Origin of the sequence: Pseudomonas sp. KCJK9016 (assembly GCF_046231795.1) — a bacterium.
Lineage (GTDB): Bacteria > Pseudomonadota > Gammaproteobacteria > Pseudomonadales > Pseudomonadaceae > Aquipseudomonas > Aquipseudomonas bananamidigenes.
Genome location: NZ_JBJJMM010000031.1, coordinates 1 through 24,463, shown reverse-complemented (window position 1 = coordinate 24,463; position 24,463 = coordinate 1). Strand labels below are relative to the sequence as shown.

The window sequence follows — 24,463 nt, the reverse complement described above, 5'->3', positions numbered from 1 at the left end:
ATGGAAAGCAAATCCGATGCACACGTCGTCGCCGCCCTGATCTCCATCGGCCTCAACGAGCGAGACAGCCAATGGGCGCAAAAGGCCTGCCTGCTCCTGCTCGAGAGCGAAAGAAAATCCATCGTCACTGCCGCCCTCGAGGCCCTGGTCCAGCTCGCCCGCGATCATGGCAATCTGGACCGGGATCGAATCCTGCCGGCACTTCAAAGCGTACAGCGCAGATTTCCGAGCCTGACCAGCACGGTTGCCGCAACGCTGGATGAGATGGCGATGGCTGCGTAACGCCTCAGGTAAAAAGACAAGAAAAAACCCGCTGGCTCCGTGAAGGGAATCAGCGGGTTTTATGACCTCAGCAGTGAAACGGGCAATCAATCCTCCCGCGTCAACACTTCCAGCAACTCAATTTCAAACACCAGATTCGAATTCGACGGGATCTTGCCCATCGTCCGCTCGCCATAACCCAGATGCGCCGGCACCAGCAGTTTGCGTTTACCACCGACCTGCATGCCCATGATCCCCTGGTCCCACCCCTTGATCACCCGGCCCGTGCCGATCACGCACTGGAACGGTTTGCCCCGGCTCCAGGACGAATCGAACTCGGTGCCGTCTTCCAGCCAACCGGTGTATTGGGTGGTGATCAATGCGCCTTTGACGGCGGCTTTTCCGTCGCCGGGCTGAAGATCGATTATCTGCAGTTCATCATTCATGACTTTCACTCTATTGTTGCGCTGGCCGCCGTTTTCCCAGAAATGCCGGCCCTTGGCAACCGTTTGACCCCGTGTTGGCCGTGATGGATGATGGCCACCCGCCACCCATCCCGAATCGATACGCCATGTCAGCGATGTTTGAATGACTCAACTCTGGATCGGCTTTGCCGTTGTCGTTGTGCTGATGGTCGTGATCGCCGTGTTGATTCGTCGCGAGCGCGCCCTGCGCCGGCAGCTTGCCGAATACCGCGAACTGCTCACCCGCGCTGCCGAAGGTCAGAACATCCACCAGGATGGCGATGCCGAACGCTTCAAGCGCAGCCAGTATTTTGCCCGGATCGGTACCTGGGATTGGGAAGTCGACACGGATCGACTCTATTGGTCCGACGCAATCTTCGGCATGTTCGGGTTCAAGATCGGCGAAGTGACGCCCTCCTACGCCCTGTTCTGTTCCTGCGTCCACCCGGACGACCGGGCCAAGGTGCGCGCCGGGGAATTACGTTGCCTGGAAACCGGCGAAAACCACGATGAGGAATACCGCGTGGTCTGGCCCGACGGTACGATTCGCTGGCTGCGAGAAACCGGCAACGTGGTGAAGAACGATCATGACGCGATGATCAAGATGATGGGCGTGGTGCGCGATATCACCGAAGAAAAGGCCTCGGCCAGTTACCTTCAGCACCTGGCGCACTTTGACCCGCTGACCGGTTTGCCGAATCGGCTGGTACTCGAAGAACGCCTCTCGCAAGCGCTGGAAAATGCCCGCGCCACCGAGACGCGGGTGGCACTGGTATTTGTTGATCTCAATGGCTTCAAAAGTATCAACGACCGCTACGGCCACGCCGCCGGCGACCGCGTCCTGATCACCACCGCTACCCGGCTGAAACGCATCCTGCGGGTCAGCGACACCGTCGCCCGGATCGGCGGCGACGAATTCGTGGTCGTCCTCCAAGGCCTGGCCCCTGGCCTGAACCTTCAGGACGAAGCGCGCAGCATCTGCCAGAAAATCTTCATCGAACTGTCCCCGCCGATCACCATCGGCAGCGACCAACGCCACATCGGCACCAGCCTCGGCGTCGCCGTGTTCCCCGACCATGCGCCAACCATGGACCGGCTGCTGCACATTGCGGATCTGGCGATGTACGAGGCCAAGCGCAGCGGGAACAATCAGTATCGGTTGGGTGGCGAAAGCCCGGTGCGCGTGCCTGCTACGGGATTTGGAATGTGAGCGTTAACGCTCCACCGGCTTGATATCCACAATCGTCCCGTTGGTAATCTTCACCATCACGTACTTGTCATTCATCTGCACCCACTGCGCCTGAGGATCGGGTTGCTTGAGGCCTTTCTGTTTCCAGTTCTTGATGGCTTTTTCGCTGCGCTGATAGACGTCCGGGGCGCGGTCGTTGACCTTCAGTTCGCGGCCGTCGGTCGGCGAGCGCTCGACGGTGTCGGTCGAGGGTTGCGCCGCTTGAACGAGCGGGCTGATCCCGGCGAAGCCGGCGACAAGGGCCAGGCTGGCGATCAGGGTTTTGTTGTTCATCGGTGAACCTCCTTCAGATATGTGATACCTGAACTCCGACTGCGGGGTTCTGGAATCATTCCTTGTTTTTTGCGCGCACTGGCCGGGGAGATTGTAGTCGTCGATCAGGCCGCTATCGCTGGCAAGCCAGCTCTCACAAGCCGTCATTGATCCACCCCGCGCATCAATCCATGCCAACAATGCAATTAACAAATCGATCCCTGCGCGCCACTATCCGCCCCAATAAGAACCGTGCGCCGCCTCCCCGTCGCGCACGTCATAAAAGCGGTGGAGTATTTTTCTATGACAGCCTCAATCCCACACGGCGGCTCGCGGGCCGGCGCCATTTTCCGGGTCACCTCGGGCAACTTCCTCGAACAGTTCGATTTCTTTCTGTTCGGCTTCTACGCCACGCAGATCGCGGCGGTGTTCTTTCCGGCGAGCAGCGAGTTCGCTTCTCTGATGATGACGTTCGCGGTGTTCGGCGCAGGCTTTTTGATGCGTCCGTTGGGAGCCATTGTGCTCGGCGCGTACATCGACGACGTGGGTCGTCGCAAAGGTCTGATCGTGACCCTGTCGATCATGGCCAGCGGCACGATCCTGATCGTGCTGGTGCCCGGATACGAAACCATCGGCCTGTTTGCCCCGGCGCTGGTGTTGATCGGCCGTTTGCTGCAAGGCTTCTCTGCCGGTGCGGAACTGGGCGGGGTTTCGGTGTATCTCTCGGAGATCGCCACACCCGGTCGCAAAGGCTTTTTCACCGCCTGGCAGTCGGCCAGCCAGCAGGTGGCAATCGTCGTCGCCGCGGCGCTGGGTTATGGCTTGAACCAATGGATGGCGCCGCAAGCTGTCGCCGATTGGGGCTGGCGGATTCCGTTCTTCGTCGGCTGCATGATCGTGCCGTTCATCTTCATCCTGAGGCGCAAACTGGCAGAGACCGAAGAGTTCGCCGCCCGCAAACATCGCCCGAGCATGAAAGAAGTGTTCCGCACCCTCGGCCAGAACTGGGGCGTGGTGCTGGGCGGGATGTTGATGGTTGCCCTGACCACCACCGCGTTCTACCTGATCACGGTTTACGCGCCGACCTTCGGCAAGACCGTGCTGCACCTGAGTACATCCGATGCGTTGCTGGTGACTCTGCTGGTGGGCGTCTCCAACTTTTTCTGGCTGCCGATTGGCGGCGCGCTGTCCGATCGTGTCGGGCGGCGTCCGGTGCTGATCGCCATGTCGCTGCTGGCCCTGGCCACCACGTATCCGGCGCTGTCGTATCTGGTGCAGGCGCCGAGCTTCAGCCACATGCTGCTGTCGCTGTTGTGGCTGTCGTTTATCTACGGCCTGTACAACGGCGCAATGATTCCGGCGCTGACCGAGATCATGCCGGTTGAGGTTCGTGTGGCCGGTTTCTCGTTGGCCTACAGCCTTGCCACCGCGATCTTCGGCGGCTTCACCCCGGCAATGTCGACCTTCCTGATTCAGTACACCGGCGACAAGGCTGCGCCGGGTTACTGGATGAGCATCGGCGCGCTCTGCGCACTGGGTGCGACGCTTTATCTGTATCGCCGTGCGGGCGGTCGTCTGCAACCTGTTACTGCCTGAGAACATCACCATGAAAAAACTGTTTACTGTTACAGCCCTGCTCGCCGCTTTTGCATTCAACGTTACGGCCCAGGCCGAAGAACTGCGAGTGATGACCTCCGGCGGTTTCACCGCGGCCTACAAGATCCTGGGGCCGAAATTCGCCGCCGCCACCGGCAACACCCTGGACACCCAACTCGGCCCGTCGATGGGCAAGGCACCGGAAGCGATCCCCAATCGCCTGGCCCGTGGCGAAAAGGCTGACGTGGTGATCATGGTCGGCTACGCCCTCGATGATCTGATCAAGCAAGGCAAGGTCGACCCGGCGTCGCGGGTGGAACTGGCAGATTCGCGAATCGGCCTGGTGGTGCGCGAAGGTGCGCCGAAACCGGACATCAGTAACGTCGATGCCCTGAAGAAAACCCTGCTCGATGCAAAATCGGTGGCCTACTCCGACAGCGCCAGCGGCGTGTACATCGAGCAGCAGTTGTTCAAAAAACTGGGCATCGAAGATCAGTTGAAACCGAAGGCCAGGATGATCCCGAAAATCCCGGTGGGCTCGGTGGTCGCTACCGGCGACTATCAACTGGGCTTCCAGCAAGTCAGCGAACTGCTGCCGGTGCCGGGGGTGAGCTTTGTGGCGAAGATTCCGGAGTCGGTGCAGTCGGTAACGCGTTTTGCGGCGGGCATTCCGGTGGGTGCGCAGCATCCGCAGGAAGCCAAGGCGTTGCTTGCCTACCTCGCGGCACCTGCCGCCCAGGCCGACGTGCAGGCTACCGGGCTGGATTCGGTCAAGCGTTGACGTCAGGCGGCTGGATTTTCATTTCCACCACCAGCCGCTCCAGTTCCAGTGCCGCCGGGGTCAGGGTGCGACCCCGGCGCTTGATGATGCCGACGCTGCGCATCACTTGCGGATCGGTCAACGGCACCCGTGTCAGGATCGGATGATCCGCCGCCGGCATCGCCATCAATGGCACCGCCGCCACCCCCAGTCCCGCCTCCACCAGACCGATCATCGTCGTCACGTGCAGGGTTTCGCAGATGCTCGGCCGTTGCGGCACCACTTTCGCCAGCGCCTGATCGAGCAAAAAGCGGTTGCCGGAAGTCTTGTCCAGCGAGATGTAATCCTGTCGGTAGAACTCGTCCCAGGTCACGCTGCTGCGCCCGGCCAGCGGATGATCACGGCGACAGGCGACCACATAGCTTTCCTGCACCAGCGGCTCGAAATCCACGCCCGCATCCTGGGTGCCCATGAAACTCAAGCCGAAATCCGCTTCGCCGTTGACCACCGCCGTCAGCACGTCGTGGGCGCTGGAGTCGAGGACTTTGACCTTGATGCGCGGGAACTGCCGGTGATAGCGCGCCACCACTCGCGGCATGAAGTAGTACGCCGCCGACGGTACACAGGCGACGGTGACATGGCCCTGACGGTTCGAGGCGACTTCACTGATGCCGAGCAACGCCACGTCAAGATCGTCCAGCAGACGTTCGACACTGGGCATGAAGCCGCGTCCGGCCTGGGTCAGGCTGACCTTGCGTGTGGTGCGTTCAAACAGCTTCACGCCGAGGGCGTCTTCGAGCTTTTCGATGCGCCGGCTCAGGGCCGGTTGCGAGATGCGCACGGTATCGGCGGCCTTGCGGAAACTGCCCTGCTCGACCACGGCGCGAAAGGCTTGCAGGTCGTTGAGGTCGAAGTTGATGGCCATGGCAGACTCGCGGGAAATTGATTCGCTGAGGCTATCAATGTAACCAATTGATGCAAATTATTACAGGCCTCGCTTTTCCCTCGCTCCCGGCGGCTATCGGGCTTGCACCTGAAATTGCCGCTGAATCGTCGCCAGGGTCCGACGCCGGATCCAGCCGCTGGCCAGGCGGATCACCAGCCAATACGGTGTGAACAACCATCGGGTCCGAGGGTTGGGGCATGACACGAACGTTTCGGTGCGCAGCGTGCGCAAGCCGTCCGGCTGCTCGATGACTTGAAAGCGCAACACCAGTCTGGCGACGCGGGGATCGTCCAGCGCCATGAACGCCGCTGCATCGGCCACATGGCAGGGGTCCAGATCCGGGCGCCAGAAACGCCCCGCCAGCCCGAGGGACACTTCGTGGTCAGTGCGCCGCAGCAAGGTGAATGCGTCAAAACCGAACGGCGCAGGCGCAGGCGTTGGTCGATTGCTGATGATTCTGATGAGTTTCGCCGGCAGTTCGCGCAGGGTCAGCAAGGCATCGGCTACCCGGTCCGCTCGCATGTCCAGGGCGCACACGGCGGCGATGATGGCATCGGGTTGCGCCGCGATCGTGCCCGACTGATGCATTTCGTAGAAGTTGAATCGCGCAAGAAACGGCGACGGCGAGATCCCGTGCGCAACGCTCTTGTCGCCCAGAATCCCGAGTGTTTTGCAGAATTTCCCTGACATACCGTGGCTTTCCTTGTCATTCGATGGCGAGAGCCGAATGCCTTCGAGGATACCGGCAGGCATCCCCGAAAGCTTGGCAACGATCGCCTGTCAGGCCTCCAGACGCTCGCCGGCTTGTGCCGCTTGCGCAGCTTTTTCAGGCACGTAGCACGGCGGCACGGCCAGCGTACGCCGCAGGTCGAGCTTCAACGCGCCCCAGGACAGACCGGCGCCAAACCCGCACAGCACGACATGCTCTGCCTGCGCAGTACCGACGGCACTGTGGCGGGACAGGACAATCGGAATCGACGTGGAGCTGGTGTTGCCGACATCGTCGATGTCGACCGGCATCTTCTCCGGCGCCACGCCGATCATGCGGCGCAGGTAGTTGAGCATGAACCCGTTCGCCTGGTGCAGCACCAGCAGATCCAGCGACGCCGGAGTCAGCCCCGTGGCGTCGAGCAAGGCCTTGACGGTCTGCGGTACACGGTTCAGCGCAAAGTTCATCACCGCCGTCCCGTCCATGTGCAGACGCTGGATCGAGGCACGGGTGTGACTGTCGCCTTCACCGCTGTAGGCGATGTCGGACTCCAGCGCTTCGCGACCGCTGCCGTCGGCGCCGCACAGGAATTCGAACGTGCCCTCGCCCGCCTCCAGCAACGTGGCGGAAGCCGCATCGCCGAACAGCATCTTCACATGCCGGTCGCGCCCGTCCAGCAGCTTGGTGGTCACATCGCCGGTGCACAGCAATACCTTTTTGCAGGCACCGGCCGAGATCAGCGCGCCGGCCTGAACCAGCGCGCTGACATACCCCGAACACCCGGCGGAGACGTTCAGGATCAGGCAGTGCTGCGGCAGCCCGAGCGCCTGCTGAACCAGAAAACCGACACCCGGCACCCACGAGTCGGGCGTCTGGGTCACGACGATCAACCCGTCGATTTCCTGCGCCGCGCAGCCGTCCTGATCCAGCAGGTGGCGGCATGCGGCAATCACCAGATCGGAGGTGTTCAGCGATCCGGCTTCCCTGATCGATTCGATGCCGGTGCTTTTGGCGATGCGGGCCACTTCCTTGGCGCCGAACAGCTCGGCGAAGTCATCCAGCACCACACGCCGCTCGGGCATCGCGGACGTGACCGCACGGACAGCCACTCCGGAAAGACTGTGCAGGGTCATGCCGATTCCTTCATTTTCAGGGTGACCAGATCGAAGATGTCCTGCACCGTCACGATTCGGTCCATCTCCTCGCCCGACACGGTCACGCCGGTGGATTCGAACACCAGAGCGACGATGCCGATCCTGGCCATCGAATCCCAGTAGTCGCTGTTCTCCAGCCGGAAATCGCCCTTCAGCTCGTCCAGCGGCAGGGTCAGGATTTCAGCGATGCTTGCGCGCATTGTTTCGAGTACGGCCATGTTGTCATTTCCTTATAACGTGGTGAGCAGGTCTTACGACCCGCTGAGGACGCCGGGATGGCGCATTTTCTTGAAACGGCTGGTGAACAGCGGCGTGTCGCTGACGGAAATCAGCCGGGGCAACTGCTCCGCTGCCAGCACGTCACGGATCGCTGCATAGAGCCGGGGCTTGAACACCTCCAGTGTCTCCGGTTCGACCAAGGTGAAACGTGCGGCGACAATCTGGCCCAGCAGCGGGTTGGGCTGACCGTACACGACGACGTCGGACACGTTGTCGATGCCCATCAACACGCTTTCCACATGGGACGGGAAGACCTTTTTGCCACCGACGTTGATCACATCGACCGCCCGCCCGCTGACCCTGAAGTACCCGTCGCGTTCTTCCGCCAGATCCTGGGTGATCAGATAGCCGTCGTCGGACAGCTCACCCGGGCCGGTCAGATAGCCGAGCATGTTGGTCGCCCCGCGCACCTGCAGAATGCCGTCGACCACTCGCAGGCTGTAGGCCGGATCGTCGACGGTCATCCAGGCGCTGTCGCCGTCCAGCCCGCGACAGGGCAACACACCGATTTCCGACATGCCGTACAACTGGTTCAGGCGCACCTGCGGCAATGTGCGGGCGATGCGTTGAATGGCTTCGGACGAGCTTGGTTCCGAGCCGTAATAGATGCGTTGCAGGCTGCCGGTGTCCCAGGTCTGGAACACGCCGGTGATCGTCGCCAGGTTCAACAGCGTCGGCGACACGTGCAGGGTTTGTACCTTGAACGTTTCGATGCAGCGGCCGACCTCCTGAGGCGAGCGCTCGTTGGGCAGCACCAGTGTCCCGTGAGTGGCCAGCGCCTGCAGCACGGTCACCAGCCCGCCAATGTGATCGAACAGCAGGAACGCCAGAATCGCGCCGCACTGTTCAGCCTTCAGGTAGCGCTCGAAGAACGGGACGACTTCGTGCACCACGCCCTTGGCCGGCCCGGTCGAGCCGGACGAGAACACAATGAAACCGGCCTGCCGGCGCGACACGAGGCCCTCGACGGTCGACGGCAGCCCGGCGTTATCGTTCGCCAGCACCGAGAACCCCTGCGGCCCGTTGCCCGTCACGGTGAATCGCGCGCCAGCGGCGTTCGCCAGGTTGGCGAGCTGCTCCGCGCTCTTGGGCACCGACAATGCCACGACGTTGTTGCGCCGCCACAACGCGAACAGCAGGCAGACGCTGTTGAAGCTGTAGTTGTCCACCAGCAGCACACAGCAATCGCTGACCGATTGCGCCGCGAGCGTCTCGGCATAGACGTCGATCTGCCGACACAGTTCGGCATAGCTAAAGCGACCTTCGTCGCTGACGATCGCCGGCCTGTCCGCGCCGGCCTTCAGATGATCCAGAAACGTTTCGACTTGCATGTCCACCTCTCGAAAAAGATGCCGCCCGACGGCGGCGGCCGTTGAGTCAGATCGCCTGTGCTTCGGCCCCTGCCACCGCAGACGCCAGACGGTCCATGACGTAGGCACACAGGGTGCCGAGTGTCGCGAACGGCGTGGCGGTCGCAGGCAAGTGTGAGGTGTCGGCCAGATGCACTTCAGCGCCGAATCGGTGGCGGATCTTTTCCTCGGTGTCGACGATGATCGAGACCAGGGTCATGGAGTCGATGGTGCCTTCGACGCCATACAGGGGGCTGTCTTCGCCACGTGACAGGTCGATGGGTTCGCTCAGCAACAGATCCTGTTGCCGCACGGCGGATTCGACCAGGGTTTTGACTTCGTTGAGCATTCCAACATTCCTTTATTGGGGGTGCGTCCAGGGGTTCGTCAGGTTTGGGGCAGCGCGTCGCTCGTCTTCGGCTGACGGGTCAGCACGGTTCTCATGTCCACGAACACGCCGCTTTTCACCCCGTAGTCGGCGGGTGAGCCGATCACCTCGCGGATGTCTTCGGCACGCTGGGCAGCAGAGATCATGTAACCGGGAGCCAGGGCCCGCTGTTGCAGGGCCTGCAGATCCGGAAAGTCAGCGGTCCTCTGGCTGAAGCTCACTTGCCGCGACAGCCCGGTGTCGACATTGCACAGGCCCAGCACGGCAAAGAAGATGTCCGGGTTCTCTTCGGCATAAACACCGCCCAGTGCCGCCAGCGCCGCCTTCGACAGGCTGTAGGTCAGCGTGCCTGCCCGAAACCGCACGCCGGCCATCGAGGCCGACAACACGCAGGTGGCCGGACGATGGGGCGAGGTCAGGATCAGATCCAGAATGGCTTTGTTCGCCAGCACGTTGACGTTGAGTACATGCTGCACCTCCTCCAGCGAGAACTCCTCGCCCCGGGCCGGCACGTTGCCGCTTACCCCGGCATTGAGAAACAGCGCATCGACGCCCCGGCTCGTAATCTCGGCCAACGGTCCTTTGAACAGCTCGCCGATGTCTGCCGTTTTCGACAGATCGAATGGCCGGAACCGGAAGTTCGGATGCGTCATGAAGCGGTAAGGTTCCCGTCTGGACGTGCCGAACACGGTGTAGCCATGCCGCAGATGCAGTTCGGCCAGCGCTTCGCCGATGCCGCTGCTCACGCCGGTGATCAATACCCGTTTGCCCGACGCAGGAGGCAAGTTGCGTTCTGTGCTGCCCATCAGAATTTCCCGGCCGCGAAGCCGCCGTCCACCGGCATCACGGTGCCGGTGACGAACGACGAGGCGTCGCTGAGCAGCCACAGGATCGCCGCCGAGATTTCACTCGGGTCGGCGAACCGTTTCATCACCGTGACCGACAGCTTGTGCCTGGTGGACTCCGGGTTGGCGTCCAGACGCTCCTGCGAGTTCATGCCGCCCATGGTCGGACCCGGGCACACCGCGTTGACGCGAATCGGATGGCGCTCCGGCAAAGCCGCTTCTGCGCATTCGATGGCGCATACCTGGGTCAGCATGTTCAGCGCGGCCTTGCTGGTGGAATAGGCGCTCTGGCGGGCAACGCCCAGCAGGCCGGCGCAAGAGGACACGTTGACGATCGAGCCGCCCGGGTGTTTCGAGATCAGGTTCGTCTGGTGCTTGAGCAACAGCAGCGGCCCCAGCAGGTTGATCTCCAGTACGCGTTTCCAGTCGGCGAAATCCATGTCACGGATCGGTGCGTGTTTCGAAGTGACGCCGGCATTGTTTACCGCCAGGTCGAGTCGCCCGTGACGCGCTTCGATGGTCCTGAACAGCTCGGCCACCGACGCTTCGTCCGTGACGTCGCTCTTGATGAACGTGCAGCGTTCGCCAAGTCGGCTTTGCGCGGTCAGACCGTCGTCTTCGTTGCGACCGGTGATGTAGCAGATGCAGCCGGCTTCGATCAGCTTCTGGCTGACGTTGAAACCGATGCCGCGCGTGCCCCCGACGACCAGGGCGATTTTTCCGGTGAAGTTCATTTCAGGCTTTCCTCATAGTGCTGTTGCAGTTTGTCCGGCCGGCGGTAGTCAGGGTTGACGCAGCAGTACACCCGCTCGGCCATGGGATCCTTCTTGTCACGGAAACAGAACGCATCGCCCCGGCAACGGTTGACCCGCTCGGCCCGGCCCGCGAGTTCCTTGGCGATGAAATGGTTGTCGGCCAGCATCGCCCGGCCGAAACCGACGAAATCGGCGTCGCCGCAACCGATGATTTCATTGGCTTGCGCCACATCGCTGACCGAACCGGTGAAGCCCACCGGGATCCGTACGAAACCCTTGAGGTAGCGGCAGCCGGCACGGGACAGGGCCAGCGCCTGTTCCTTGTTGCTGAAAAAGAACGGGAAGGTTTCGCTGACGCCCGTGGAACAGGTGATGGCCGCGACCCCGGCGGCCTCCAGCGCGACCATGACTTCACCCAGCAGACTTGCACGCTGCCCCGCCTCGCCCAGCCCGTCGTCGATGCCCAGGCGCACCGTGACCGGCACCCGGTCGCCGGTGGCCTGGCGGATACCTTCGATGATGGACAGCAGCAATCGCGCCCGTTTGAGCGGACTGCCCCCCCATTCATCCTCGCGGTGGTTGGTGCGCGGGGACAGGAAGCTGCTGACCAGATAACCGTTCGATGCCTGGATCTGGATCAGCGCAGCGCCGGCCGCTTCCGCGAGCCGGGCGGCGCTGGAGAACTGATCGACGCAGCGCAGGATCTGCGCGTGCGACATCGCCACCGCCCGCGCCTGCGGATAGGCCTTGAGAACCGAGGCGGAGGCGATGCCGCTCGGGGTGAGGATGACGCCCTGCTCCGACGGCATCGACTGCGGGCCGTAGTGCTGCAGTTGCACGCCCAGCGGAAAGTCTCGCTGCCGGGCGGCCTCGAACAGCGGACGCAGCGCCTCGGCGTGAGCCGGCGACGTCAGTTTCAGGCCGCGACTGTTGTAGCGTGCGTCGGCGTCCACACTGGCGTTGCCCAGAAAGCCGAAACCGGCGCCGCCCTCCATCAGCGAGCGGTAGACCGCAAAGAACGCGGGCCCAGGGAAGCCCTGTTCGTCACACAGGTCCATGCCCAGCGACGAAAAGTACATCCGGTTTTTCGCCACGGCCTGCGGGCCCAGATGCAGCTTGCCGGTGGCCGGCATCGGCTTGTCGCCGCTCATGCCCGCAGCGCCCCCAGGGCCGCTTCATCCAGGTAGACGAAGCCACGCTTGATCATGTCGCTCAAGGTTTGCAGGTCGTCGAATCCCAACGTCGGAAATTCCCACGATGCGTGCCGGCCCTGCCCGCTGCGGCGGATCGCACCGGTGAATTCGAATTTGCCCTCATAGCCGAGGTGCAACGTGGCCGAGTCGACAACCGCAAGGTCCGGCCGCGTCGTCACGCAACCGCTCTTGCCCAGGCCCAACAGTTCCACCTCGGCCTTGCGACCCTGGCCGTCACTGATGCTGCACGCCAGCTTCGAGGCGTGGATCGGCGCGAACCAGTCGCTGGACTGAATGAAGATGTTCCGGGTTTTCTCGAACCGTCGGATGTCGATCACCGTGGCCTTGGTGTCGATGGTGGCGAACAGGGTCTGTCGCTGATAGAACGCCACCCGGAAGAAGATTTTCTTGGGCGATGTGCTGTCGGTCGGGGTCATGTTGTCGACCACCAGTTCGATCGGGTACATCAGCTCCGCATAGGCGAAGAAGCTTGCATTCAGTTCATTGACGCTGACGGTCACGTCGCCCCGCGCATGATCGGTGTGGTGATAGAGATGGTGATACACCGCTTGGCGCGCCGCTTCGATGAACATGGTGCCTGGCACATGCTCGTGGGACTTGCGGTAGAAAAAGTAGTTGTCGGCGTTGTTGATGAAGCGGAACGAACTGGCACGGCGGATGGCCGGAAGCGACTCACACGCTGCCGCCACGGTCTGCTCCGGGCTGGCCTCGGCGGTCGAATCCTGAAGCAGAATCGGGGTAACGATCTGAAAGGGCAGCGCCCTCACCCGGCCCCATTCGTCATCGGCTTCGATGCCACCGATGCGGCTCTTTTTCTGCACGTCGGGCGTCAGCTCAAAGGTTCGCCGGGAGCCGCTGCCGCCGCTGTACCGGCGCGCCAGCACGCGTTGGTCGGTGGCCTGCAGAGTCGCTTCGTCCATTTGCAGCGGCAGCGCAATGCGGGGGGCGCAGATCAGTACGTCGTCGGCCGAGCCTTTGTGCAAGAGATCCGGTGAAATGCTTTCGTTGGTCATGTCGGGTCCACTCATTCTGGTCGTTGTTGTCTTGAAGGCGGGTGAGTCGGCGTCGGCTACGAGGCCTGCTCGACGTCATGCGCTGCGTCTTTGCGAGCCTGCGGGGCAAGGGTCGGGTTCGGCTGCCAGGTCTCGACGACAGGTGCCGTCGTCAGGCTGTGGCTGCCCGTCACGATCTGCACGATCAGGTCCTTTTCGCGCTGCCGGGCTGCGGCGATCGACCGCTCCTTGACATGGCCGTAGCCGCGAATAGATTCCGGCAGATTCGCCCACTCCACGAACAACGGCAGGTTTTCCGCATTCAGGTTCGGCAGCAGGCGTTGCAGCGTCTGTTCGTAGTCGAGCAGCAGACGCCGCTCCTCACGCCGTTCGGCGGACCAGCCCAGTGGGTCGAAGCGGGTGTGACGCAACACACGCCCCTTGGCCAGCACCTTCAACAACGGCAACACCCAGCCGGAGACCGCGATTTTCTTCGGCTCGCCGTTGCTGCCCTTGCGGTTGCGCATCAAGGGCAACGCAAAGTGGAACTTGAACCGAACGCCACTTTCGAAGCGGGCCTTGAGCGTTGCCATAAAGCGACTGTCGGTGAGCAGCCGCGCGACTTCGTATTCATCCTTGTAGGCCATCAGCTTGAACAGGTTGCGCGCCACGGCCTCGGTGAGCGGGCTGTGATCGCCGACCGCCGGCATCGACCGCAACGTGTCGATCACATTGCGGTAGCGGGCTGCGTAAGCGGCATTCTGATAGTGGGTCAGGAACTCACTGCGGGTTTCCACCAGCCGTTCGATGCGTTCGCGCGGACCGCTGAAATCGATGATCGACACCGGCGACACGTCATTGCTGGCCGGGTCGAGATAGGGCATGACGAAGGCCGGCTCCTGCGCCCACAGCCGCCCCCAGGCGAACGCCAGGTGGTTGGCCGCGGCGCTGCCGGCCTGGTCGATAGCTTCTTTCAGCGCCTCAAGCGATACCGGCACGGTCCCGCGCTGCCAGGCGTAACCCAGCAACAGCATGTTGGCCTGCATCGGATCGACAAGGGTGTTCGCCAGTTGCGCCGCATCCAGCGCGTGGTAATGCTCGGCGCCTACCCGTTGCTTGAGGAACGCTTGAATCGCTGCGGTTTCAATGCGCAATTCGGGGTTGCGCAACATGGCCCCGGTCTGGGTCTGGGCGGTGTTGGCAATGACCACCGTTTTGTCTGCGCGCAGCGTCGACAGTGCATCGTCTTCGCTGGCAACCACCAGATCGGCCGCCAGCAACAGGTCGGCACCGCCCAGATCGATGCGGTGCTGGTGCAGCGCGTCGGCTGCATTGGCCAGCCGCACATGGCTGAGCACCGATCCGCCCTTCTGGGCAAACCCGGTGAAATCGAGCACGCTGACCGCCCGGCCGTCCAGATGGGCAGCCAAAGCGACCGTGCGCGCCACCGTCACGATACCGGTGCCGCCGATACCCGCCAGCAGCATTTCATACGGGCTGTCGAGCGAACGCGAAGACGGCAGTGCGAGCGCCTCGGCACGCGCCAGCACCTGGCGGCTGTCGGCCTGCCGACGGCGTTGTGCGCGAGGTTTTCCGGTCACCGTGACGAAGCTCGGGCAGAAGCCCTTGATGCAGGACAGATCGGTGTTGCAGCCGTGAGGGTCGATTCGGCGCTTGGTGCCGAACGGCGTCGCCACCGGCGTCACGGACAGACAATTGGACTTGACCTGACAGTCCCCACAGCCTTCACACACCGCTTCGTTGATCACCACTTCGGTTTTCACGGCAGGCACCGGCAACTGCTTCTTGCGACGACGTCCCTCGATGGCGCAGACCTGATCGAACACCAGGACGCTGACACCACGGGTCTCGCGCAACTGCAGCTGAACCTCTTCCAGACGTTCACGGTGGAACAGCTCGACGCCCTGCGGCAGGCTGCCGGGCGCTTCGAAACGTTGCGGATCATCCGCCACCACCACGACCCGATGGGCACCTTCGGCTTTCATCAGTTCAACGGCTTTCTTCACCGTCAGCTTGCCGTCGATGGGCTGCCCGCCGGTCATGGCCACCGCATCGTTGTGCAGCAACTTGTAGGTGATGGTCGCGCCGGCCGCAATGGCCTGACGGATCGCCAGGTAACCGGAATGGAAAAATGTACCGTCGCCGATGTTCTGGAAAATGTGCGGGGTTTCGACGAAAGGCGCCTGCCCCAGCCAGTCGACCCCTTCGCCGCCCATCTGGACGCTGCCGCTGGTGGAGCGTTCAGGCATGCGCGCAGCCATCGCGTGGCAACCGATACCCAGCCGCGCCTCGCTGCCTTCCGGCACACGGGTGGAGGTGTTGTGCGGGCACCCCGAACACAGATAAGGCGTGCGGCGGACCCAGTCGTGAGCCCGAGCCGCAACAGGCAGATACCAGTACTCGGGCACGCTCAGCGTAATACCCAGGCCTTGCAGTCGTGCCTGAAGCAATGGCGCCAGGCGCGACGGTCGCAATTCTTCGTGATCCGAAATCAACGGCGCACCACGCTCGTCACGTTTGCCGAGGATGACCGCACGCTGCCCGGCCTCGGCGTTATAAAGCGCTTGCTTGAGCTGCTCTTCGACGATGGCCTGCTTCTCTTCGACGATCAGCACCTGGTCGGTCCGTTTCGCCCAGGCTTCCAGCACCGGTGACAGCGGGTAGACCAGATTGATCTTCAGCAGCGCCACGCCGGCTTTTTCCAGTTGTTCGAGCGAAACCCCGCCCTGCTGCAACGCCTGGCGCACGTCGCCATAAGCCTTGCCGACTGCACCGATCACCAGCCTCGGTTGCGCCGGTGCCGTCACGGCGACGTCGATCGGATTGGCCACCGCGAATGCGCGGGCAGCGTCGAACTTGTAGGGCACCCGCCGCTCGATCTGCATGCCGGGCAGGTCGGGCCAGCGCCAATGCAGGCCGTCCGGCCCCGGATCAATCTCGGGGGTGACGAACCGGGGCAACGCAAGCGACTCGACGGAAGTGGTGGCCTCGACCGTCTCGGTGATGGCCTTGAAACCGACCCACAGCCCGGACACCCGTGACAGCGCCCAGCCCCACAGGCCACAGCGCTCGTAGTCGGCGAGACCCGCGGGGTGAATCACCGGCAATCCCCAGGCCATCAGGGTGCGGTCGGACTGATGGGACATCGACGACGATACGCAACCATGGTCGTCGCCGGTGACCACCAGAACACCCCCTGTGGGCGACGATCCGTAGAAGTTGCCGTGCTTGATCGCGTCCCCCGAACGGTCGACGCCCGGACCCTTGCCGTACCACAGGCCGAAAACACCGTCGTAGCGTTTATTCGGATCGGTCTCGACGCGCTGGGTCCCGATCAGTGCCGTGGCTGCAAGATCTTCGTTGATGGCGGGCAGGAAGCGAATGTCCGCGTTTTCCAGCACGTCCCTGGCTTTCATCAACTCCCGATCCACGCCTCCCAACGGCGAACCGCGGTAGCCGCTGACAAACCCGGCGGTATGCAGGCCGTTGGCTCGATCCAGCGCCGACTGGGACAGAAGCAGCCTCACGAGCGCCTGCTGACCACTCAGGAAAACCCGCCCGTTCGATGTCGTGGATTCGCGAGAGTAGATCGGGTGAGGGTCAGACTTGCGGGCAGGCTGCGAAGCTGTATTGGCCCCCTTCCCGGTCGTTGCCGTGGACGTGTCCTGTGCGTGTTTTTCGGTCTGAAGCCGCAGGCGTTCCGGATCAATGGCATTTGAGTACACAGTTTCAAATCCTTATGAAAACTTCACGTTAAATGTGCTTGCTTATCCACTACAGCGAATGCGAATTCAGAACTTCCAACGATCTTTCATCAGAATCCGAGAACTACACCTTCGCCACCAGGCCCCTCTTGCCGGGCCTGAAATGAGCGATTCCAAACGCTCAAATACTTATCCGTCGACTTCACAAACTTGTCGAAGATCCTTGACGTCATTATTCCGCCGCACCAAAAACCACAGGCCCGATCTGTATCTGGCTCACGGGTAAAAAACCTTTTGGCCCGACATGAAAATCAATAATTCCCGACTAATGCCGTAGGTTTAAGGAGGTCAAAAAACCTCAACGCAAAGTCTGAAATGGCTGCGTACGCTTCAAATCAAATGCAGTACCGGTCCGCCGCGAAGTGCGTGGTTTTAAAAAAGCAAGACCGAACCTTGAATAGCGAAAGTGCCTGTCACCCCGGCCGCACAAGCGAGCCGAAAGTCAACGAGCCCCCGGCCATCTGCCGGAAAACGGGCACGGTGCACGCGACCGGCACCGGGCAATCCCGGGCAGACATCGCGCTGTTGGAATGTTTGAAGAAGGGCAACGGAAATGTTGCCGATTGCCCGCGCAAGTGCTCGCCAGCCGCGCTGTGGGGCTTGCTGCAAGCGGACTGTATGGATATTGGGCGCAGGACGACCTGCCCCTCGAGATACAAGTACAAGGTTTCAAATCCTTATGAAAACTTAACTTCAAGCGGGCTTTCCTGCCCACCCTGTCTTATGAGACCCGACATTTGCAGCGGCACCTTGACAGGCTTTCAGCGCAATCGGGGTACGTGGTCGCAACCACCTCGTCGCAGACTTCTTGTTTGCGACCAAGGAGATTCAATAATCGTTATATGCAACTTCCCTGCAACGATCATTAACGACCTGCTTTGGCGGGAAAAATAGTAATTTCGGAAGAAATGCGTTGTCAATAATTGTTAAGAAAGTTTCACAAATAAAATGTCCCGTATGAACTACCTAGTCCACGCACTCACCTCGAACTGCTTTACGAATCGTGAAAAAGCTCACACTTTATCGAATCAGCCCGCGAGTTTATTGAGTGATAACCGTGACTTGAGTCAACTTCCTCACAACATGGCACCCGTCATACAAGTTACATATTCAGGTGAGGCGCTCTCGCAACTCTCTGAATTCGAGCAGTCACTCTATAAAAAATTTTCGCAATCGTCTAAGACCAAAGTAGAACTTTACTTGACCGGAACATATCCGAGCGGTTCGAAGTGGAACGCAAGCTTGAACAACATCGCCAGAATGTCTGGAGACAACAGCAGGCTTCCCCCGAAACGGATCGCCCGGCACCGGCAGGTGGTGTGCCATGGAACGAGCCTTTATCCTTGCCCTCCCGCCGTACCGTGTTCTGGAGTTGTGTCATGCCCCATGAAGGCAACCTGTTACAAGCCGCTGTCGTCTTTCTGTTCGCAGCCGTACTCACCGTGCCGTTGGCCAAACGCCTGCAATTGGGCGCGGTGCTCGGCTATCTGTTTGCCGGCGTGATCATCGGCCCGTCGGTGCTGGGCCTGATCGGCAATCCGCAAAGCGTCAGCCACATCTCGGAGCTGGGCGTGGTGTTGTTGCTGTTCATCATTGGTCTGGAGCTGTCGCCGCGACGCTTGTGGGTGATGCGCAAATCGGTGTTCGGCGTCGGTCTGGCGCAGGTGTTGCTGACCGGATCGGTGATTGGCGTTCTGGCGCTGTCGGTGTTCGGCCAGCCGCTGAACAGCGCGATAGTGCTCGGCCTCGGGCTCGCACTGTCGTCTACCGCGTTCGGCCTGCAAAGCCTGGCGGAACGCAAGGAGCTGACTAGCCCACACGGTCGCCTGGCCTTCGCCATTCTGCTGTTTCAGGACATCGCCGCAATCCCGTTGATTGCTCTGGTACCGATGCTGGCGGGGGTCGAGCACCACACCAGCACGGCCGACGACGTGCGCCACAGTTTGCAAGTCCTGGGCAGCATCGCCGTGGTGGTGATCGGCGGACGTTATCTGTTGCGTCCGGTGTTTCGCATCGTCGCGAAAACCGGTCTGCCGGAGGTCTCCACCGCCACCGCATTGCTGGTGGTGATCGGCACCGCCTGGATGATGGACATGGTCGGCGTGTCGATGGCACTGGGGGCATTTCTCGCCGGGCTGCTGCTGGCGGACTCGGAATATCGTCATGAACTGGAAGCGCAGATCGAACCGTTCAAGGGTCTGCTGCTGGGACTGTTTTTCATCAGCGTCGGCATGGGCGCCAACCTCGGACTGCTGCTCAGCGCGCCCGTCACGGTGCTGGCCCTGACGCTGCTGCTGATTGCCTTGAAGCTGCCGTTGCTGTTTGTGGTCGGGCGTCTGGCCGGCGGGTTGAACAAGGTCAGCGCGATTCGCCTCGGCATTGTGCTGGCGGCGGGCGGTGAATTTGCCTTCGTGGTGTTCAAGATCGGTCGTGATCAAGGGCTTTTCGAACCACGCCTGTATGACTTGCTGGTGTTGACCATCACCCTGTCGATGGCGGTGACGCCGTTGCTGCTGTTGATCTGCGCACGACTGGTCAGCCCGAAGGTGCAGCCGGTGGAAGTGCCGGAGAAGTTCCGCCAGATCGACACCGAAACCCCACGCGTGGTGATCGCCGGCATGGGGCGGATGGGCCAGATCGTGGCGCGGATCCTGCGGGCTCAGAACATCAAGTTCGTGGCGCTGGACACCTCGGTGGAAACCATCGAACTGTCGCGCAGCTTTGGCGGCGTGCCGGTGTTCTACGGCGACCCGATGCGACCGGAAATCCTCAGCGCGGCCAAGGTCGGCGAAGCGGAATATTTCGTGATTGCCACGGACGATCCGGAGACCAACATCAAGACCGCCGAGATCGTGCGCAAGCTCTACCCGCACATGAAAATCATCGCCCGGGCGCGTAACCGACAGCACGTTCATCGCCTGGTGGATGTCGGCGCCGATCCCATCCGGGAGACCTATTACTCCAGTCTGGAAATGAGTCGTCGCACCCTGGTCGGCCTCGGCCTGACCCAGGCCCAGGCCGATGCGCGGATCAAGCGCTTCAAGCACCACGACGAACAGGTGCTCGAAGCTCAACACGCGGTGTACGACGACGCCGCCAAAGTCCTGCAGACCGCTCAGGAAGCGCGGGCGGAACTGGCCAGATTGTTCGAGTCGGATCAACTGGAAGAACAATCGGGCAAGTCCTGAGCCCGGCCATCAATCCTTCCCGCGCACTGCGCGGGAAGGTTCTGATCAGGCCATCTCCAGCGCCCGCTCATCCTTCGCGGGCGCCACCGCAAACCGGTCCGCCAGAAACGGCGTGATGTCCAGCGGCAGCGGTTCATCGTTGACCAGTTTGTCCAGCAACACCCCGGTGATCGCCGACGTCAGCACCCCGGTGCGGAAGTGTCCGCAGGCGTTGAGGTAACCTTCCACCCCGGCCATCGGCCCGAGAATCGGCAACTCATCCGGCGAACCCGGCCGCAGCCCTGCCCAGGTGCGCTTGAGGTTGATGTCCGCCAGCTCCGGCAGGCAACGCACCGCGCCCTGCACCAGCCCGGCGATTTCCGGCCAGGTGGTGGTGACGTCGAAACCTTTGTCCTCGGTGGTGCTGCCGATCAGGATCTCGCCGTTGTCCTTTTGCGCCATGTAGCAATCGCTGGTGGTCAGGCACCCGTTGAGGATTTTCGGCAGGCGCTCGGTGAGCAGGATCTGGCCTTTCACCGGTTTCACCGGAATGCGCACGCCGGTGGCCCACTCACTCAAGTCCGCCGCCCATGCCCCGGCGGCGTTGATCAGGGTCTTGCAGTGGAACACCCCGGCCTCGGTGGTCTGGACACCGGTCACTCGCGAGCCGTGGTGCAGCACGCCAGTGATGTTGGTGTTGACGTACATGTCCACGCCATTTTGCCGGGCGCCCTCGGCGTAGGCGTCGGCGAGACGGAACGGGCTGACCTGGTGATCGCAGAGGAACTCCAGCGCGCCGCGTGCCTCATGGCTGACGCTTGGCTCCGACTCGCGCAACGCCGCCTGATCGAGCCAGCGCACCTGATCGGCCAGGTGCGGAATGCAGCCGACGATGTGTTCGGCGTACAACCGGTCTTCGTCGTCATAAATGACGAATTTGAGCCCGGTCTTTTCGAACTTGAAATCCATCCCGTGGTTGTCTTTCAGTTCACGGTGCAGCGCCGGGTACAACGCGTTGGACTGCAAGGCGAAGTCGAAGAACGACGGCGGCAGAATGTGCGGCGTGCTGGAGTCCACCGCCACTGCCGCGCCCTGGGTTTGACGCTTGCGGTTGGCCGACATCATGCGGAAGAAAATCACCCCGCAGCCCAGGCCGACGGACTCGCCGATCGCCCACAGGCCACCGGCCGAGGCACGGGTGGCGTTGCCCGGACGTTTGGCATCGATCATCGCGACCTTGAGGTGTTTGCGCTTGGACAACTGATAGGCGATGGACGCGCCAATCACACCGCCGCCGGCGATGACCACGTCATAGAACTTACTCATGGGAAACGGCCTCCGTGCCGAGGGACTGGAACGCGGAAAAGGGAATCGGATCGATCGGGAAACGCGGCCGCAACCAGCCGACATCCTTGCGCCCGGTGGCCTGACGCAAGCGGTCACTGCAATAGCCGACGCACATCCGCCCCTGACAGTCGCCCATGCTCACGCGGGTGCGCATTTTCAGGCTGGCGATGTCCTGCACGCCCTGTTCCAGCGCGCGGTCAATGTCGGCGCGGGTCGCGTGCTCACAGCGACAGATCACCGTGTCGGCCGCCGGCAATGCAATCTGCCCCACGCCGCGTTCGGTGTAGCGATCCACCGCCGCACGGAAACGCACGATGGCTTTGAGCTTGCTCAGGTAACGGTCGCGACGGACTCGCGCCAGTTCTTCTTCCAGCACACCGCGTTGCAGCAAGATCGAGGTGGCAGCGATCTTGCCGGCCAGCATCGCTGCTTCACCGCCGCGAATCCCGCCCATGTCGCCGGCCAGATGCACATGAGGTTCGCTGCTCTGCTGCCAGATGTTGGCGTTGGCGCGCAGATAGCCGTCGTCGCTGAAGCCGTGATCCAGGCCCATTTGCTGGCTCAACTGGGTTCGCGGAATAAAGCCGTAGCCCACCGCCAGTGTCTTCGCCTCGAAGCGCTCGACGCGGCTCATGTCCGGCTCCCATGTCGCCGAGTACGGCGCCACGCTGACGCTTTTCAGTTCGTCTTCGCCGTGTGCCTCGACCACGCCCCAGCCGTAATGCATCGGGATGCCGTGAAGTTTCAGGTAAGCCAGCATGCTCAAACCGTCGAGGAACAGTTGCGGCTTGTTCAACAACGCGAGGCTTTCCTTGGCAATCTTGCCGAATGCGCAGGCCTCGTAGACACCCACCACGCTCACGCCCGATGCGTGCAGTTGGGTCGCCACCAGCGGCAGCAGCGGGCCGGTGCCGGCAATGACCACCGGTCCCTGCGGTTTGACCACCCCGCTTTTGATCTGCAATTGCAGGCCTCCGAGCATGATCACGCCGGGCAATGTCCAGCCTGGAAACGGCACACTGCGCTCGTGGCAACCGGCGGCCAGCACCAGTTGCGGATAACTGATTTCATGCAGGCGCTCATCGCCATCGAGCACCACCAGCGAACGGGTGCCTTCGGCGCCCACCACCCGGTGATGCAAACGCACGTCGATCAACCCGGCTTGCTCTTGAAAGTCGCCGTGCAGTTTGCTCAGTGCTTCCGAGTAACGCGGCCCCAGATAATCCAGCTGCACGCCGTCACGCAGCGGCCCGCGATAAACCACGCCGCCAAGGCGCGACGCCTCTTCAAGCAATGTGCTGCGCACACCATGGCGTGCCAGTTCAATGGCCGCCGCCATGGCTGCCGGCCCACCGCCGACAATGACCGGATGCTGGCTCATGGTGCCTCCTGTCCGTGAATGCGGTTGACCCGGGTTTCGACCTGCATGCCTTCGCGCACGACGGTCTGGCAGGCGCGACGTTTGTGCCGGCCGTTGATTTTCACCAGACAGCACTGGCACACGCCCATGCCGCAATAGGCACCGCTGACCTGGTTGTGATCGTTGCGTGCGACCTGGCGCACACCGAGAGATTGAATGACGCTGAGCACGGTTTCGCCGATGGCGGCGGTGACCGGCTGGCCGTTGATGTGGACAGTCATATCCGCCTGCGTCAAAGGCTGGATATCGAAGGTTCTTTCTAGGCAGTGCATTGCGATGATCATCCGTGAAAAGGTTCAGGTGAGGTTGAAACAGCTCCTTGCTGCACTACACCTCGCCGGCGCGTGGAAGTTATCTCTCTATCGGGCCGGCAGGTCTGCTCTGATCGCGCAGCAAAGTGCGCGCAAGCAATGTAGTCGATCCAGCGGCAAGGGCCGGGAAATTTCACGGTAGGGGATATTGCGCCGACGAATATTGATCCAGGCCATGGAAATGACTGTACGGTTCTGTATCGGTCTATCGGACGGAAAGCAAAAAGCCGCTTGCACCCGAAGGTGAAAGCGGCCGAGGCAGCAGCCTCAGAGGGATCAGTGCACGAACAGGGCGATCAGAATGATGATCGGGATTGGCACGCCGAGGAAAAACAGCAGTAATGAGCGCATGGTGATGCTCCTTGATTAACGGACTGGAGGGACAGTGGTCGTGGTGTAGGTCTCGACTTCGACGTACTCGACGGCATCCCGGCGGCGACCGCCGAAGGTGGCCGACAGGCTGGCGAAGAACGCGCCGGCCAGCAGCGCGATGAACATCCACAACGAGGTCCACGCAGCGACTTTGGCGGCGGTGTCGGCGGCTTGTTGCGCTTTCACTTTGGCGTCGGCAAGGGCCTTTTGCGTACGGGCGTAAATTTCATCGACGCGACGCTCGGCATCGGCCTGGGTCAGGTTGGTCCGTTGCGCCACCAGTTGCGCCAGGTAGCTGCGATCCTCAGGGCTGAGCTGACCGTTGGCCAGGCTCTGGGCGAAGATCCGGGTCACGGTGCCGCGAGCGGCGTCATCGCTGACAGCGGCAGGCCGGTCATCACGAAACAGGCTGTCGACGAAGTAGCCGTACTGATCGCTGTCGGTGTTGGCGGCAGCGGTGCCGGCGGCCTGGGTCATGGCGCTGGCGGCGCCCCCGGCCACACTTGCACCGGCCTGCACACCACCGCTGACGAGGCTGCTGACCGAGCCGACCACCAGCGTTGCAGTCACCAGCGTGGCCACGCACCAGGCGAGGAAGCCATGGGCCGTGTCGCGGAAATACACTTCGTCACCGTGCATGTTCGCCCACTTCACCCGCAGGCGGCCGGCGATGTAGCCGCCGAGTCCGGAAGCGATGATCTGCGTGGCGGCCAGCCAGACGATCGTTGAAATGCCCAGGCCCTTGGCACTGATACCCTCCCCGGCCCACGGTGAAACAGCGGAGAAACCCAGCCCGAAACCGAGCAGCACCAGAATCATCGACAGCGCCGCAGCGGCTGCGGCGCTGT

Annotated in this window: 22 protein-coding genes; 5 read left to right on the top strand and 17 right to left on the bottom strand. The window is 62.1% G+C overall.

From position 1 onward, the window contains the following. Window positions 1-282: a hypothetical protein gene (locus ACK6BI_RS24070; protein WP_409319030.1), complete on the top strand. Its 282-nt coding sequence runs from the start codon at window positions 1-3 to the stop codon at window positions 280-282. A gap of 86 nt (window positions 283-368) precedes the next feature. Here the strand turns inward: ACK6BI_RS24070 and ACK6BI_RS24065 are convergent, their stop codons facing one another. Continuing rightward, the gene (locus ACK6BI_RS24065) at window positions 369-707 is read right to left on the bottom strand and encodes an FKBP-type peptidyl-prolyl cis-trans isomerase (protein ID WP_409319029.1); all 339 of its coding nucleotides are present in this window, start codon (window positions 705-707) and stop codon (window positions 369-371) included. Window positions 708-849: 142 nt separating this feature from the next. Here ACK6BI_RS24065 and ACK6BI_RS24060 point away from each other — a divergent pair, with 142 nt between their 5' ends. Beyond that, entirely contained in the window at window positions 850-1,935 is a 1,086-nt protein-coding gene (locus ACK6BI_RS24060) for a diguanylate cyclase domain-containing protein (RefSeq protein WP_409319028.1), read from the top strand. 3 nt (window positions 1,936-1,938) lie between these two features. Here ACK6BI_RS24060 and ACK6BI_RS24055 read toward each other — a convergent pair whose 3' ends face one another. Further along, a complete protein-coding gene (locus ACK6BI_RS24055; RefSeq protein ID WP_409319027.1) occupies window positions 1,939-2,247 on the bottom strand; it encodes an RcnB family protein in 309 nt (102 codons plus the stop codon). Window positions 2,248-2,529: 282 nt separating this feature from the next. Between ACK6BI_RS24055 and ACK6BI_RS24050 the strand changes: the two genes are divergently transcribed. After that, on the top strand, window positions 2,530-3,822 hold the full coding sequence (locus ACK6BI_RS24050; protein ID WP_260519995.1) for an MFS transporter: 1,293 nt from the start codon (window positions 2,530-2,532) through the stop codon (window positions 3,820-3,822). A 10-nt stretch (window positions 3,823-3,832) separates the two neighbouring features. Next, window positions 3,833-4,603 carry a substrate-binding domain-containing protein gene (locus ACK6BI_RS24045; RefSeq protein WP_409319026.1) on the top strand — a complete coding sequence of 257 codons (771 nt, stop codon included), beginning with the start codon at window positions 3,833-3,835 and terminating at the stop codon, window positions 4,601-4,603. Here ACK6BI_RS24045 and ACK6BI_RS24040 read toward each other — a convergent pair. From ACK6BI_RS24040 to ACK6BI_RS23990, 11 genes are all read right to left on the bottom strand, one after another. After that, window positions 4,593-5,507 carry a LysR family transcriptional regulator gene (locus ACK6BI_RS24040; protein ID WP_409319025.1) on the bottom strand — a complete coding sequence of 305 codons (915 nt, stop codon included), beginning with the start codon at window positions 5,505-5,507 and terminating at the stop codon, window positions 4,593-4,595. The two genes, ACK6BI_RS24045 and ACK6BI_RS24040, sit on opposite strands and share 11 nt — an antisense overlap. A gap of 93 nt (window positions 5,508-5,600) precedes the next feature. Next, window positions 5,601-6,218 (bottom strand): hypothetical protein, encoded by a 618-nt coding sequence (locus ACK6BI_RS24035; RefSeq protein WP_409319024.1) that lies wholly within the window; start codon window positions 6,216-6,218, stop codon window positions 5,601-5,603. A gap of 90 nt (window positions 6,219-6,308) precedes the next feature. Continuing rightward, window positions 6,309-7,370, bottom strand: a complete 1,062-nt coding sequence (locus ACK6BI_RS24030) for a 3-oxoacyl-ACP synthase III family protein (RefSeq protein ID WP_409319023.1) — start codon at window positions 7,368-7,370, stop codon at window positions 6,309-6,311. Then, entirely contained in the window at window positions 7,367-7,609 is a 243-nt protein-coding gene (locus ACK6BI_RS24025) for an acyl carrier protein (RefSeq protein WP_065258420.1), read from the bottom strand. Before ACK6BI_RS24025 ends, ACK6BI_RS24030 begins: the two co-directional genes overlap by 4 nt. 33 nt (window positions 7,610-7,642) lie before the next feature. Next, window positions 7,643-9,001 (bottom strand): long-chain fatty acid--CoA ligase, encoded by a 1,359-nt coding sequence (locus tag ACK6BI_RS24020; RefSeq protein WP_409319022.1) that lies wholly within the window; start codon window positions 8,999-9,001, stop codon window positions 7,643-7,645. Window positions 9,002-9,047: 46 nt separating this feature from the next. Beyond that, window positions 9,048-9,368 carry a hypothetical protein gene (locus ACK6BI_RS24015; protein ID WP_409319021.1) on the bottom strand — a complete coding sequence of 107 codons (321 nt, stop codon included), beginning with the start codon at window positions 9,366-9,368 and terminating at the stop codon, window positions 9,048-9,050. 38 nt (window positions 9,369-9,406) lie between these two features. Then, entirely contained in the window at window positions 9,407-10,213 is an 807-nt protein-coding gene (locus tag ACK6BI_RS24010) for an SDR family oxidoreductase (RefSeq protein WP_409319020.1), read from the bottom strand. After that, complete coding sequence (locus ACK6BI_RS24005; protein ID WP_409319019.1) at window positions 10,213-10,986, bottom strand: SDR family NAD(P)-dependent oxidoreductase; 774 nt, start codon at window positions 10,984-10,986, stop codon at window positions 10,213-10,215. The genes ACK6BI_RS24010 and ACK6BI_RS24005 overlap by 1 nt, the downstream gene beginning before the upstream one ends. After that, window positions 10,983-12,158, bottom strand: coding sequence for an NADH:flavin oxidoreductase (locus ACK6BI_RS24000; protein WP_409319018.1), 1,176 nt, complete (start codon window positions 12,156-12,158; stop codon window positions 10,983-10,985). Before ACK6BI_RS24000 ends, ACK6BI_RS24005 begins: the two co-directional genes overlap by 4 nt. Continuing rightward, entirely contained in the window at window positions 12,155-13,234 is a 1,080-nt protein-coding gene (locus ACK6BI_RS23995; RefSeq protein WP_409319017.1) for an AfsA-related hotdog domain-containing protein, read from the bottom strand. Before ACK6BI_RS23995 ends, ACK6BI_RS24000 begins: the two co-directional genes overlap by 4 nt. Before the next feature lie 56 nt (window positions 13,235-13,290). Continuing rightward, complete coding sequence (locus tag ACK6BI_RS23990) at window positions 13,291-16,959, bottom strand: indolepyruvate ferredoxin oxidoreductase family protein (RefSeq protein WP_409319016.1); 3,669 nt, start codon at window positions 16,957-16,959, stop codon at window positions 13,291-13,293. Between the two features lie 1,418 nt (window positions 16,960-18,377). Between ACK6BI_RS23990 and ACK6BI_RS23985 the strand changes: the two genes are divergently transcribed. Next, window positions 18,378-20,186 carry a monovalent cation:proton antiporter-2 (CPA2) family protein gene (locus tag ACK6BI_RS23985; protein ID WP_409319015.1) on the top strand — a complete coding sequence of 603 codons (1,809 nt, stop codon included), beginning with the start codon at window positions 18,378-18,380 and terminating at the stop codon, window positions 20,184-20,186. 45 nt (window positions 20,187-20,231) lie between these two features. Here the strand turns inward: ACK6BI_RS23985 and hcnC are convergent, their stop codons facing one another. The 4 genes from hcnC to ACK6BI_RS23965 all read right to left on the bottom strand — a co-directional run. Beyond that, entirely contained in the window at window positions 20,232-21,491 is a 1,260-nt protein-coding gene (gene hcnC / locus ACK6BI_RS23980) for a cyanide-forming glycine dehydrogenase subunit HcnC (protein WP_409319014.1), read from the bottom strand. Next, window positions 21,484-22,893 carry a cyanide-forming glycine dehydrogenase subunit HcnB gene (gene hcnB, locus ACK6BI_RS23975; protein ID WP_260520009.1) on the bottom strand — a complete coding sequence of 470 codons (1,410 nt, stop codon included), beginning with the start codon at window positions 22,891-22,893 and terminating at the stop codon, window positions 21,484-21,486. The genes hcnC and hcnB overlap by 8 nt, the downstream gene beginning before the upstream one ends. After that, window positions 22,890-23,204 (bottom strand): cyanide-forming glycine dehydrogenase subunit HcnA, encoded by a 315-nt coding sequence (gene hcnA / locus ACK6BI_RS23970; protein WP_409319013.1) that lies wholly within the window; start codon window positions 23,202-23,204, stop codon window positions 22,890-22,892. Before hcnA ends, hcnB begins: the two co-directional genes overlap by 4 nt. 405 nt (window positions 23,205-23,609) lie before the next feature. Beyond that, window positions 23,610-24,463, bottom strand: an 854-nt coding sequence (locus ACK6BI_RS23965) for a hypothetical protein (RefSeq protein ID WP_409319012.1), incomplete at its 5' end; no start/stop codon positions are given.